Source organism: Aquitalea palustris (genome assembly GCF_003693445.1).
Lineage (GTDB): Bacteria > Pseudomonadota > Gammaproteobacteria > Burkholderiales > Chromobacteriaceae > Aquitalea > Aquitalea palustris.
In genome coordinates this window covers 1-12684 of record NZ_RFAR01000070.1, presented here as the reverse complement: position 1 = coordinate 12684, position 12684 = coordinate 1, and the positions used below count along the sequence as shown (strand labels likewise).

The window sequence follows — 12684 nt, the reverse complement described above, 5'->3', positions numbered from 1 at the left end:
AGAGTGGTTTTGTAGTAATGGGCAAGAATAGGGGGTGTCACTAGCGGGACTGCGGGGTGTGGCCGGGGCTGTCGGTCGCCGGGCAGGAGGCGCTGTGCTTGCCGGGCAGATGCTTCGCTGCTGGCCGGAATGGTTGCCAGCCAAGGCTGCGTGAATATCAGTGGAATAAGCGCAATTGTTTTAAATATGGTGATTATTTTATTTCTGGATTGATATATTTATTCGGATTTCCGGATAAATAAACATATCGGCGTTCGGATTTTCGAATTAATGCTTTTCTATGCGAATGGCCATAAAAACCGCGTTGCGCCGAATATATGAACTGGTTAGCATTCACCCGTTGTCAGATCAAAGATTATCAGCGTGCTGCTTGACAGAATATTGTCGTGGCTTTGATAGTCGCTAATAAATATGTGAAACCAACGGGAAAACATCGTGTCAGAAAATCAAGGTGACAAAAAGCTGCAGCGCGGGCTTGAGGCACGGCACATCGAGCTGATCGCCCTGGGCGGTACCATCGGTGTCGGGCTATTCATGGGCTCCGCCAGCACGCTTAAATGGACGGGGCCTTCGGTATTGCTGGCTTATGCCATTGCCGGCGTATTTATCTTCTTCATCATGCGCACCATGGGCGAGATGCTGCATACCGAACCGGTAGCCGGCTCGTTTGCTTATTACGCCTATAAATATCTCAGCCCCTACTGGGGTTATCTGACAGCCTGGGCTTACTGGCTGATGTGGATAGCGGTGGGTATTTCCGAGATTACCGCCGCCGGGGTTTATGTGCAGTACTGGTTCCCCACCGTGCCACAGTGGGTGCCGGCCATTGCCTTTGTCGGCATCCTGGCTGCGTCCAATCTGCTGGCGGTACGCCTGTATGGCGAGTTCGAGTTCTGGTTCGGCCTGATCAAGATTTCCACCATCGTGGTAATGATTCTGGTGGGGCTGAAGCTGATTCTGGTGGGTGGTGCCGATATGCCGGCCATCGGTTTTGCCAACCTCACCGCGCATAGTGGTTTCTTTGCCGGTGGCTGGCAGGGCTTCCTGTTTGCACTGTGCCTGGTAGTGGCGGCGTACCAGGGGGTGGAGCTGGTGGGCATTACCGCCGGTGAGGCCAAGAACCCGCAAGTCACGCTCAAGCGCGCCATCAACAACATCATCTGGCGCATCCTGATTTTCTATGTGGGTGCCATCTTCGTCATCGTGGCCATTTATCCGTGGAACCAGATCGGCAGCAGTGGCAGCCCCTTCGTGCTGACCTTTGCCAAGGTGGGCATTGCCGCTGCCGCGGGTGTCATCAACTTCGTGGTGCTGACCGCCGCGCTGTCCGGCTGCAATAGCGGCATCTACAGCTGTGGCCGCATGCTGTATACCCTGGCGCAGAACAAGCAGCTGCCGTCCTTCCTGGCCAAGGTGTCCAAGGGTGGTGTGCCGGTCAACGCCATCTGGGTGACCATTGCCTGCATCGGCCTGGGTTCGGCGCTCAACTACATCATCCCGAATCCGGAGCGCGTATTCGTGTATGTCTACAGCGCCAGCGTGTTACCGGGCATGGTGCCGTGGTTTGTGGTGCTGGTGTGTCAGGCCCGTTTCCGTCTGGCGCACAGCGACAAGATGGCGGCGCATCCCTTCAAGTCCATCCTGTTCCCCTTCACCAACTGGCTGACCATTGCCTTCCTGGTGTGCGTGCTGTTCGGCATGCTGGTGAATCCGGATACCCGCGTATCGCTGTTTGTCGGCAGTGGCCTGCTGCTGGCCGTGTCGGTGGTGTACAAGATGTTCAATCTGGGTCGCCACCACCAGCCGGCACTGGCTGCGGTGGAGCGTGACTGAGTGATGCGCCGGCGTGCAACGGCACGCGGTTAATGTGCAAAGGGCGTGCCGGCGGGCACGCCCTTTTTGCTGGCCCGCCGTTTAGAGCAGCGAACCGGAGCGCAGTATTGCTGGCGCAGGGCGGCGTAACGCAGCCGCGGGTGTTTTAGGCGAAGAGGGCGGTGCTGGGGAGAATGTGCGCGCCCAGCTGGCGGATTTCGGCGACAAAGTCCTCCGCCTGTTTTTCGAATCCTGGTACCGGGCTACTACAGTCTTCCAGCAGCACCAGCTTGCGGGCGAAGTCTGGCCCCAGATGGCGCAGCAGGCTGCGCACCGAGCTGGCCACGCAGTGGGACAGAGCCTCGCCACCCACCAGCACCCGGTCTGCTGCCAGCAGTGCGGCCAGCTGCTGGTGGTCGAAGCAGGTGGCGGGGTCGTCGGCACGCGGTACATCGGCCTCAAAGGCGGAAAAGTGCTCGGTCAGCGGGTTCAGCCCCTTGAACAGCAGCTGCATCACCCGCAGCCGCTGGCATTCCCACTGCTGCAATGCCTGGTTCAGATCCTGCTGGATATTATGGCCCCAACTACCGACCAGGCAGTGTGGCGGCCACACATACAGGCTGCTTTGCTGCAGATAAACGCGGACCTCAGCCAGCAGTGCCGGATTGGCCGGCAACCAGCGCCCGCTATCGACATCTGCCAGGCTGATCGGCGTGTGCAGCGGCTGCTCGCCATGCGGGCCGCGCCAGAAGGCCGGATGGGCGATGTCGTAGCGATGATGGCTATCCAGCGTCACCGTGATGCCGTCCAGCTGCGTGCCATGACGGGTGATCAACTGCGCCAGCCGCTGCAGGTCGGCATTGGCGCCGCTGACGGGTAGCGCAGACTGGGGCAGGTCACAGAAATCGTTCTGGGGGTCGATGATCAACAAATGATGGCGCATGCTGGGCTCGTGGGTGGCTTGGCCGCCTATTGTGCGACAAGCGTGGTTTTCTGGACAGGCTGGCCACTGCCTGGTGGCCTGATGTAGTTGCCGGATTGGTCTCGTGAATGTGGCCAGTTGCGCCGTTTGAACCGAGCATGCTTGCCATGTCATCGACTTCTGGCATTATAAATTTTCATTTCAATGACTTTGAAGGAGAAATCATGGGACTGCTGGATACCCTGGGTGAAGTAGCTGGTGCCATTGCTGCGGTGGAAGCTGCTGAGAAGCTGGATCCCGATGCGGGCCTCCTGACCAAGGGCATTGCCGCTGTGGCCGGTTTCAAGGGTGCGGGCGCACTGGAAGACATGCTGGAAAAGAAAGACGACAGCGCCAGCGACGCCGCTCAGGACGACCAAGCCCAGGCTTGAGCCCGGCTTGCAGCTGCCATCAGCCAGCCCGTGCCGCACACCATCGGCACGGGCTTTTGCATGTCCAAGGCTCGCAGCATGCACCTTTACGATTGGTAAGTTCGGCTTTCCCGCTGGTTTTCGGTTGTTCTTGCCTTGTCTCACTCGCGCTCGCCAAATACTCAACTGGCACTAAGTTAAGCACATTGTTTCATTAGCTTTTTTACTGCTAACAAGTTCAATTATTGTTGGTTATGGATATAACGGGGCTCTGCTAAGGTGCTGCTCATTGACATGACGCACTGCGGAAAACCCACCCATGACCGTTCTCGCCATTCTCGGCAGCCCCAGTAAAACCTCGCGCACCGCGCGCCTGATCGAGCGTAGCCGTGTCGCGCTGACTGCACTGGATATCGAGCTGCAAACCCTGTCCATTCACGATTTTCCGGCTGATGCCCTATTGCATGGCCAGTTTTCTCACCCGCAAATCCAGGACTTCCAGCAACGGGTCAGCACGGCCAGCGGCCTGATCATTGCCACCCCGGTATACAAGGCCGCCTATGCCGGCGCGCTCAAGGTGCTGCTGGACCTGATTCCCGAAGGTGGCCTGGCTGGCAAGCCGGTGCTGCCACTGGTCAGCGGCGGTAGCCCGGGCCATTTGCTGGCGGTGGATTACTCCATCAAGCCGGTATTGGCGGCACTCAAGGCCAGCGCCATCCATCAGGGCGTGTATGCGGTGGAGTCGCAAATCGGCGCCAATGCCAATGGCGAGGCCGAACTGGCCGAGGAGCTGGAACAGCGCCTGCAAACTGCGGTGCACGAATTCGCCGCCCTGCTGGGGGTGAATGCCCCGGCCCCGCATGCGCCGCGCTATGCCAACGATTTCATTTCCCGGCTGATCAGCCTGTAAGGAGCGCCAGCATGGCCATTTCCCTATTGAAGAAAACACTGGGCCTCGCCTGGCTGGCTGCCGTTTCACTATCGGCCCAGGCGCTGGAGCTGAATGTCGGCTACCAGAAAAGTGCCATCAATCTGGTATCGCTCAAGGCGCAGGGCACGCTGGAAAAGCAGCTGGCACCGCTGGGGGTGACGGTGAAGTGGTATGAGTTCCAGGCCGGCCCGCCCATTCTGGAGGCCATGAATGCCGGCAGTGTCAGCATCGGCATGACCGGTGATTCGCCACCGGTATTCGCCCAGGCCGCCGGGGCCAATATCGTCTACATCGGCCAGGAACCATCCAAGCCGGAATCATCGGCCATTCTGGTGCCCGCCGGTTCGGCCATCAAGAAGCTGGCCGATCTCAAGGGCAGGCGCGTGGCCTTTACCAAGGGCTCCAGCGCGCACTATCTGACGGTGGCGGCACTGAAAAAAGCCGGGCTGCAATACAGCGACATCACCCCGGTATACCTGACCCCGTCCGAAGCACGGGCGGCATTCGAGCGCGGCAGCGTGGATGCCTGGAGTATCTGGGACCCGTACTACGCGGCAGCTACACGGGCTGGTGGCGTGCGGGTGTTGTCCAGTGGCAAGGGCTTGAGTGCCAACAATACCTTCTATCTGGCGGCACGTGACTTTGCCCAGGCCAACCCCAAGGTGATTGCCATCGTGTTCAAGGCGCTCACCGACAACAACAAACAGCTGCGTGGCGATGTGCAGCAAGTGGCAAAAACCCTGTCCGGCTACACCGGGCTGGAGGCGGAAACCTATGCCGCCATGCTCAGCCGCCATCCGGACTACAGCGTCAGCTACGTCAACGCCAAAACCATCCAGCAGCAACAGCAAGTGGCCGACACCTTCCACGCACTGGGCCTGATTCCCAAGGCCATCAAGGTGCAGGACTCGGTGTGGAAGCCCTGAGCCAAGATCAACAAGCAAGCAAGAACAAGACAAAATCAAGACAGGAATAATAGACATGCAGATTTTCTGGTTTTTCCCCACCCATGGTGATGGTCGTTATCTGGGTAGCCCGGAAGGGGCGCGCACGGTGGACCTGGACTACCTCACCCAGATCGCCCGCGCGGCAGACAGCCTGGGTTTTGATGGCGCGCTGATTCCCACTGGCCGTTCTTGCGAAGATCCGTGGGTTACCGCCGCCACGCTGATTCCGGCTACCACAAAACTGAAATTCCTGGTGGCGGTACGCCCCGGCATCATGTCGCCCACGGTGGCAGCACGCATGGCTTCCAGTTTCGACCGCCTGTCGCAAGGCCGCCTGCTGGTGAATGTGGTGGCCGGTGGCGACCCGGTGGAGCTGGCCGGTGATGGCAGCTGGCTGAGTCATGACGAACGTTACGAAGCCGCCAGCGAATTCCTGCATATCTGGAAGGGCGTGCTGGCCGGTGACAAGGTGAATCTGGACGGCAAGCACATCAAGGTGAGCGATGCCCAGTTGCTGTATCCGCCGGTGAGCAAGCCGTATCCGCCCCTGTACTTTGGTGGCTCGTCCGACGCCGCGCATGATCTGGCGGCCGAGCATGTGGATGTGTATCTGAGCTGGGGCGAGCCTCCTGCCGAAGTAGCCAGGAAAATTGCCGACGTGCGGGCACGGGCAGCAAAGCTGGGCCGCACGGTACGCTTTGGCATCCGTCTGCACATCATCGTGCGCGAAACCAACGAAGAGGCCTGGGCTGCGGCCGACCGGCTGATCAGCCGTCTGGATGACGCCACCATCGCCAATGCGCAGAAAACCCTGGCGCGGGCGGACTCGGAAGGCCAGCGCCGCATGGCTGCGCTGCATGGCGGCAGCCGGGACAAGCTGGAAATCTCGCCCAATCTGTGGGCGGGCATCGGCCTGGTGCGCGGCGGCGCAGGCACGGCACTGGTGGGCGATGGCCCCACCGTGGCAGCGCGCATGCAAGAGTACGCCGAGCTGGGCATCGAAACCTTCGTGTTCTCCGGTTACCCGCATCTGGACGAGGCCTACCGTGTGGCCGAGCTGCTGTTCCCCCATCTGCCGGACCGTCTCAAGGCCAGCCTTGGCCAGCAGCCGGCAGGCGAGGTGATGGCCAATCAGCTGTTGCCCAATGAAACCCGCCTGGCGGCGGCTTCCTGAGGAGCACCCATGTCACGTTCTGTCTCATTTGCACGCGGGCTGTGGCAGCGCCTGCTGCCCTGGCTGGTGCCGCTGTTATTGGTGATCGGCTGGCAGATTGCCTCGCTGGCCGGCTGGCTGAACCACCGGGTTCTACCAGCACCTAGCGAAGTGCTGGTGGCCTTCTGGCAACTGCTGATCAGTGGCGACCTGTTCCGCCATCTGGCGGTCAGCTTTGCCCGGGTGGCGGCCGGCTTTGTCATCGGCGCCGGCCTTGGTCTGCTGTTTGGCCTGCTGACGGGGGTGTCACGGCTGGGCGAGGCGCTGTTTGATACCACCTTGCAGATGCTGCGCAATATCCCGCCCTTGGCCATCCTGCCGCTGGTGATCCTGTGGTTTGGCATTGATGAGTCGGCCAAGGTGTTTCTGGTGGCGTTTGCCGTGCTGTTTCCGGTGTATCTGAATACCTATCACGGCATCCGCTCGCTGGACCCGCAGCTGCTGGAAATGGCGCGCAGCTACGGTTTGAGTGGCCGCGAGCTGTTTCGCCAGGTCGTGTTGCCGGGGGCGCTGCCATCGATTCTGGTGGGCATACGCTACGCACTGGGCATTGCCTGGATCATCCTGATCGTGGCGGAAACGCTGTCGGCTACCAGTGGTATCGGCTATCTGGCGGCCAATGCCCGCGAATTCCTGCAAACCGACATCGTGGTGCTGTCCATCCTGCTGTATGCCGCACTGGGCAAGGCGGTGGATGTGGCGGCCCGTTTGCTGGAAAAACGCTGGCTGCGCTGGCATCCATCCTACTTTCAGGCTGCCTGAGGAGAGTCATGATGAAACTGGATGATCTCAAGACTGACCAGGCGATCCGCCTGCATGGCCTCAGCCGCCGCTTTGGTGAACGGCTGGTGCTGGATCAGCTGGATTTGCAGATTCCGCAAGGCCAGTTCCTGGCCATTGTCGGCCGCTCTGGCTGCGGCAAGAGCACCTTGCTGCGTTTGCTGGCCGGGCTGGATCGGCCCGATGGCGGCCTGTTGCAGCAGCCAGCCGGGCAAAGTGTGCGGGTGATGTTTCAGGAAGCGCGCCTGCTGCCGTGGAAAAGCGTGCTGGACAATGTGGCCTTGGGCTTGCCGGCCAGCCGTCTTGGCGAAGCCGAGCAGGCTCTGGCTGAAGTAGGGTTGGCCGACCGGGCGCAGGAATGGCCGGCCCGGCTGTCCGGTGGCCAGCGCCAGCGGGTGGCATTGGCGCGGGCGCTGGTGCATCAGCCGTCCTTATTGTTGCTGGACGAGCCGCTGGGCGCGCTGGATGCGCTGACCCGGCTGGAAATGCAGGGCCTGATCGAGAAGCTGTGGCAGCAGCATGGCTGCACCACGGTGCTGGTGACGCACGATGTTAGCGAGGCGGTGGCGCTGGCCGACCGCGTGGTGCTGCTGGAAGAGGGCCGGGTAGCGCTGGATTTGCCGGTGGAGCTGCCGCGCAGCCGCACTCATGCCGACCCGCGCTTCGTGGCGCTGGAGCAGCACATCCTGCAGCGCGTGTTGCAGGGGCCGTCATTCAATACGCCGCTAATCAATGAAGCACCGCTCACGTCGCTGCATTTCTCGCAGCTGCACTGGGCCTTGTAACCCCATTACACAGAAAGCAGAGCATGAGCATTCAATCCATTAATGTACGCAACCAGTTCAAGGGCGTGATCAAGGAAATCATCGAAGGGCCGGTGTTGTCCGAGGTGGACGTGGAAACCCCATCCGGCATTGTTACCTCGGTGATCACCACCCGCTCGGTGCGGGAGCTGCAACTGAAGGTGGGCTCGCCGGTGGTGGCTTTTGTCAAATCGACCGAGGTCTCCATCGCTACGCTGGCCTGAGCTTGACAGGGCGGCTTGCTAGTCCGCCATTACTCCCTGCGCAGTCAGGCAGGCGTGCAACTTGTCTGCTGTATCCAATATTCTCTAAAACGATATACAACGAAATTTTTATTATTTTTGGTTTGGGCGTACTGCCGCTAGACTTGCCACTCCTGACGGGTTATCCCCCGTCGCTCACCCGCTTTCTGCCTGATCAGGGCAGGGGATAGAACGCAGACGGTATGATAGAAGTACGCAATCTCAGCAAGCATTTCACCCATGAAGGCCGCCGCATTGCCGCGCTGGACAATGTCAGCCTGCAAGTCTCCGCCGGGGAAATCTACGGCATCATCGGCCGCTCCGGGGCCGGCAAGAGCACCCTGATCCGCTGCCTCAACCTGTTGGAACGGCCGGATAGCGGCACGGTGACGTTGGGCGAGCAGGAGCTGACTGCCTTGCCGGAAGCTGCCCTGCAGCAACGTCGCCAGCGCATCGGCATGGTGTTCCAGCATTTCAATCTGCTGCGTTCGCGCACCGTGGCCGGCAATGTGCGCTTCCCGCTGGAACTGGCGGCTACCCTGAGCCCGGCACAAATGGATGCGCGGGTGGACGAGCTGCTGCAGCTGGTGGGTCTGGCCGATCACAAGGACAAGCGCCCGGCGCAATTGTCCGGCGGACAAAAGCAGCGCGTGGGCATTGCCCGTGCGCTGGCCAATCACCCTGATCTCTTGCTGTGCGATGAGGCCACCTCGGCACTGGACCCGGAAACCACCGATTCCATTCTGGCCCTGTTGGCCGACATCAACCGCCAGCTCAATCTCACCATCGTGCTGATCACCCACGACATGCGGGTGATTCGCCAGCTGTGCGACCACGTGACGGTGATGGATCACGGCAAGGTGGTGGAGAGCGGCCAGGTGCTGGACGTATTCCTGCAGCCGCAGCATGCGGTTACCCGCAGCCTGCTGGCCGAAACCGGTTTTGGTCAGGGCGAGCGGGTCGATGCCTGGCGCGCGCGCATTGGCGTGCCGCTGCTCAAGCTGACCTTTGTCGGCGAGCCTACCCTCAGCCCGGTACTGGACAAGGTCGGCCGCGAAACCGGCCTGCGCGTCAACCTGCTGAGCGGCACCCTGAGCGAAATCCGTGACACTCCCTGCGGCCAGCTGCTGGTGGGCGTGGTGGCATCGGATGTGGAACTGACGGCACTGCCGGAAATTTTTGCCCGCGAGGGTGTACGTTGCGAGGTGCTGGCATGAGCGCATTTGACCCAAGCCTGTTGTTGACCGTGGACTGGCCGGAAATCGGCGGTGCCACGCTGGATACCCTGACCATGCTGGGCGTATCGCTGCTGTTTACCATCGTGCTCGGCCTGCCGCTGGGCGTGCTGCTCTACATCAGCGCCCCGGGCCAGCTGCGTGCCCGTCCGCGCCTGTATGCGGTGCTGTCTTTCCTGGTGAATGTGCTGCGCTCGCTGCCCTTTGTCATTCTGCTGATCGTGCTGATTCCGCTCACCCTGCTGCTGGTGGGCACGTCCATCGGCGTGGCCGGTGCCATTGTGCCGCTGGTGGTGGGGGCCATTCCCTTCTTTGGCCGCCTGGTGGAAAACGTGCTGCGCGAAATCGATCGCGGCGTGATCGAAGCCAGCCAGTCCATGGGCGCCAAGCTGCCGCAGATTGTGTTCAAGGTGCTGTTGCCTGAAGCCATGCCCGGCCTGATTGGCGCAGCTACCGTTACTGCCGTGGCGCTGGTGGGTTACACCGCCATGTCCGGTGTCATTGGCGGCGGCGGCCTGGGCGACCTGGCCATCCGCTATGGCTATCAGCGCTTCCAGACCGAGGTGATGATCGTCACCGTGGTTTTGCTGCTGGTGCTGGTGCAGGGCCTGCAAACCGCGGGCGATGCCCTGGTGCGCCGCTGTCGCTTCGGCTGAGTCAGCCGCCAGCACATTACTGCATTCCCTTTGTTGTGAATCCCTGTGCAGCCGGTAGCCGCCGGCTGTATGGACCCCCTTTGCCCATTGATCTGGAGAAAAAACGATGAAACGCGTTTCCAAGCTGTTTGCTGCCCTGAGCCTGAGCGTGGCCGCCCTGGCCGTACATGCTGAAAATGTAAAACTGACCGTGGCCGCCTCGCCGGTGCCGCACGCTGAAATCCTGGAAGCCCTGAAGCCCACCCTGGCCAAGCAAGGCGTGGATCTGCAGGTGAAGGTGTTCAACGACTACGTGCTGCCTAACACCCAGGTAGAAGAAAAGCAGCTGGATGCCAACTTCTTCCAGCACATTCCGTATCTGGACAAGTTCAACAAGGACCGTGGCACCCATCTGGTGGTGGCGTCCAAGCCGGTTCACATCGAGCCGTTTGCCGTGTACTCCAGCAAGTACAAGAAAGTGGCTGAGCTGCCGCAGGGCGCTACCGTGGCCATCCCGAATGATCCGACCAATGCCGGCCGTGCGCTGCTGCTGCTGGATCAGGGCGGTGTGATCAAGCTGAAGGATCGCAAGAACATCTACCCGACCACCAAGGACATCGTGTCCAACCCGAAGAACATCAAGATCAAGGAACTGGAAGCCGCTACCCTGCCGCGCGTGCTGAACCAGGTGGATGCCGCCCTGATCAACGCCAACTACGCACTGGAAGCCAAGCTGAATCCGAAGCGTGATGCGCTGTTCACCGAAACCACTTCGCCGTATGCCAACCTGCTGGTAGCCCGTCCGGACAACAAGGACAGCGCCGCCATCAAGAAACTGGCTGCTGCGCTGAACAGCCCGGAAGCCAAGAAGTTCATCGAAACCAAGTACCAAGGTGCGGTGATTCCGGCTTTCTGATCCGGACAGACGTGCTCGATTGACTGAAAACGGGGTGGCCATGGCCACCCCGTTTTGTATTTTCAATACCTCTCCGGTGCACTTTCCGCTGTTTTTGTAAGCACTTGTCTGGGCAGAAAACGACGATTCGTTTTGTTATGCCAGAAAATGCCATAAGAACGGTGTGGTTATCGATTTTCTTCATAATGACTGCAGATTTTCTTGCTTAGTCGCGGCCAGTGCGCCGCGTATATTGGTCTCCAACGCAACAGATAAGCAGCGCAAGGAGACCAGCATGAGCCAACTGCATTCCCCCGTCAGCACCACCCAGGCCGGCCCTTCCGGCCATCAGCTCCGCGCCACCGACGCAGTCAGTGCCAGCGAAGAGCTGCTGGAAATTGCCCGCCTGCGTGCGGCAGACAGTGGCCTTGCCTATACCGGTGCGCTCTATCCGCTGGAGGCCTGGTCGCTGGTGGAAGCCGGTGTCGCCACGCTGGTGGATGTGCGCACGGCCGAAGAGCGCAAATTCGTTGGCCAGGTGCCCGGCTCGTTGCATGTGGCCTGGCAGACCGGCACGGCGCTGATCAAGAATCCGCGCTTCCTGCGCGAGCTGGAAAACAAGGCCGGTGGCAAGGACAGCGTCGTGGTGCTGCTGTGCCGCAGTGGCAAACGCTCTGCCGCCGCTGCCGAGGCTGCTGCCAAGGCTGGCTTCACCCAGGTGTACAACGTGCTGGAAGGCTTCGAGGGTGATCTGGACAGCCAGAACCAGCGCGGCGATGTAGGCGGCTGGCGCTACTGGAATCTGCCCTGGCAGCAAGACTGATCCATTCTTTTTTCGCGCACCACGATACAGCGAGTACTGCCATGAATGATCTGGTCCGTCCCTTTAATCCCGCCCAGCCAGTGGTGCATGACTGGCATCTGGATAGCGTGGTCAGCCAACTGCATGCAGCACGTGCCGACTGGCGGCAAAGCCAGGGCCGCTTGCGGGATTTTTCCACCCGCGAGTTTCCATCCCGTGCTGCCTTGCGTGACATCGTGGCGGCACTGGCTGCCGCGCTGTTTCCGATGCGACTGGGGCCGCCGGGCCTGCGCGACAGCAGCGAGGACTTTTTTGTCGGCCACAGCCTGGCGGTGGCGCTGGATGCGCTGGCGGCGCAAGTGCAGCTGGAGCTGCGCTATGGTGCCAGATTGAGCGGGCAGCCCAGCGAGGCCTGCGCCGCAGGGCTTGAGGCGCAGGCGGTGGCCATTGTTCAGCAGTTTGCTGCGGCCTTGCCCGACCAGCGCCGCCTGCTGGATGCCGACATCACCGCCGCCTGGCAAGGCGATCCGGCAGCGCGCAGTGTGGACGAGGTATTGCTGTGCTATCCCGGCATCAACGCCATCCTGCATCACCGGCTGGCACACTTGCTGTATCGCGCTGGCTTGCCCTTGATTGCCCGCATCATTGCTGAGATCGCCCATGGTGAAACCGGGATCGACATTCATCCCGGTGCGCAGATTGGTGCTGGTTTCTTCATCGATCACGGCACCGGCGTGGTGATCGGCGAAACCGCTGTCATTGGTGCGCGGGTGCGCTTGTATCAGGCCGTCACCCTGGGCGCCAAACGCTTCGAGCAGGGCGAGGATGGCAGCCTGCTCAAGGGCCAGCCGCGTCATCCCATCGTGGAAGACGATGTGGTGATCTACGCCGGCGCCACCGTGCTGGGGCGTATCACCATCGGCCACGGTTCCAGCATCGGTGGCAATGTCTGGCTCACTCGCAGCGTGCCACCGGGCAGCCAGATTACCCAGGCCAGCCTGCAGGCAGCCCCCCCGTGAGCAGCTAACAAAAAACCTGCTGCTGCGTTGCGCCGCCT

14 protein-coding genes and 1 pseudogene are annotated in these 12684 nt (G+C 61.0%); 14 read left to right on the top strand and 1 reads right to left on the bottom strand.

What is annotated here, in order from left to right; genetic code table 11:
- Nucleotides 1-435 precede the first annotated feature (435 nt).
- Nucleotides 436-1833: an amino acid permease gene (locus EAY64_RS16070; protein WP_103525754.1), complete on the top strand. Its 1398-nt coding sequence runs from the start codon at nucleotides 436-438 to the stop codon at nucleotides 1831-1833.
- A gap of 145 nt (nucleotides 1834-1978) precedes the next feature.
- On the opposite strand, the gene EAY64_RS16065 is transcribed toward EAY64_RS16070, so the two are convergent.
- Complete coding sequence (locus EAY64_RS16065; protein ID WP_103525753.1) at nucleotides 1979-2755, bottom strand: cysteine hydrolase family protein; 777 nt, start codon at nucleotides 2753-2755, stop codon at nucleotides 1979-1981.
- A gap of 203 nt (nucleotides 2756-2958) precedes the next feature.
- Here EAY64_RS16065 and EAY64_RS16060 point away from each other — a divergent pair, with 203 nt between their 5' ends.
- From EAY64_RS16060 to epsC, 13 genes and pseudogenes are all read left to right on the top strand, one after another.
- Complete coding sequence (locus tag EAY64_RS16060; protein WP_103525752.1) at nucleotides 2959-3165, top strand: hypothetical protein; 207 nt, start codon at nucleotides 2959-2961, stop codon at nucleotides 3163-3165.
- Nucleotides 3166-3463: 298 nt separating this feature from the next.
- Entirely contained in the window at nucleotides 3464-4054 is a 591-nt protein-coding gene (gene ssuE, locus EAY64_RS16055; RefSeq protein ID WP_103525751.1) for an NADPH-dependent FMN reductase, read from the top strand.
- Nucleotides 4055-4065: 11 nt separating this feature from the next.
- Complete coding sequence (locus EAY64_RS16050) at nucleotides 4066-5001, top strand: sulfonate ABC transporter substrate-binding protein (protein ID WP_103525750.1); 936 nt, start codon at nucleotides 4066-4068, stop codon at nucleotides 4999-5001.
- 55 nt (nucleotides 5002-5056) lie between these two features.
- Complete coding sequence (gene ssuD, locus EAY64_RS16045; RefSeq protein ID WP_199734470.1) at nucleotides 5057-6196, top strand: FMNH2-dependent alkanesulfonate monooxygenase; 1140 nt, start codon at nucleotides 5057-5059, stop codon at nucleotides 6194-6196.
- A 9-nt stretch (nucleotides 6197-6205) separates the two neighbouring features.
- Nucleotides 6206-6997, top strand: coding sequence for an aliphatic sulfonate ABC transporter permease SsuC (gene ssuC / locus EAY64_RS16040; RefSeq protein WP_103525748.1), 792 nt, complete (start codon nucleotides 6206-6208; stop codon nucleotides 6995-6997).
- Between the two features lie 8 nt (nucleotides 6998-7005).
- Nucleotides 7006-7800 carry an ATP-binding cassette domain-containing protein gene (locus EAY64_RS16035; RefSeq protein ID WP_103525747.1) on the top strand — a complete coding sequence of 265 codons (795 nt, stop codon included), beginning with the start codon at nucleotides 7006-7008 and terminating at the stop codon, nucleotides 7798-7800.
- A 23-nt stretch (nucleotides 7801-7823) separates the two neighbouring features.
- Entirely contained in the window at nucleotides 7824-8042 is a 219-nt protein-coding gene (locus EAY64_RS16030) for a TOBE domain-containing protein (protein ID WP_103525746.1), read from the top strand.
- Between the two features lie 221 nt (nucleotides 8043-8263).
- A pseudogene (locus EAY64_RS16025) lies at nucleotides 8264-8995 on the top strand (methionine ABC transporter ATP-binding protein); the annotation flags it as partial.
- Between the two features lie 51 nt (nucleotides 8996-9046).
- Nucleotides 9047-9277 carry an NIL domain-containing protein gene (locus tag EAY64_RS20910; RefSeq protein WP_324255847.1) on the top strand — a complete coding sequence of 77 codons (231 nt, stop codon included), beginning with the start codon at nucleotides 9047-9049 and terminating at the stop codon, nucleotides 9275-9277.
- Entirely contained in the window at nucleotides 9274-9951 is a 678-nt protein-coding gene (locus EAY64_RS16020; RefSeq protein ID WP_103525744.1) for a methionine ABC transporter permease, read from the top strand. The genes EAY64_RS20910 and EAY64_RS16020 overlap by 4 nt, the downstream gene beginning before the upstream one ends.
- A 106-nt stretch (nucleotides 9952-10057) precedes the next feature.
- The gene (locus EAY64_RS16015) at nucleotides 10058-10846 is read left to right on the top strand and encodes a MetQ/NlpA family ABC transporter substrate-binding protein (protein ID WP_103525743.1); all 789 of its coding nucleotides are present in this window, start codon (nucleotides 10058-10060) and stop codon (nucleotides 10844-10846) included.
- Between the two features lie 274 nt (nucleotides 10847-11120).
- Nucleotides 11121-11648 (top strand): rhodanese-like domain-containing protein, encoded by a 528-nt coding sequence (locus tag EAY64_RS16010; RefSeq protein ID WP_103525742.1) that lies wholly within the window; start codon nucleotides 11121-11123, stop codon nucleotides 11646-11648.
- Nucleotides 11649-11689: 41 nt separating this feature from the next.
- On the top strand, nucleotides 11690-12646 hold the full coding sequence (epsC, locus tag EAY64_RS16005; RefSeq protein WP_103525741.1) for a serine O-acetyltransferase EpsC: 957 nt from the start codon (nucleotides 11690-11692) through the stop codon (nucleotides 12644-12646).
- Nucleotides 12647-12684: the final 38 nt, after the last annotated feature.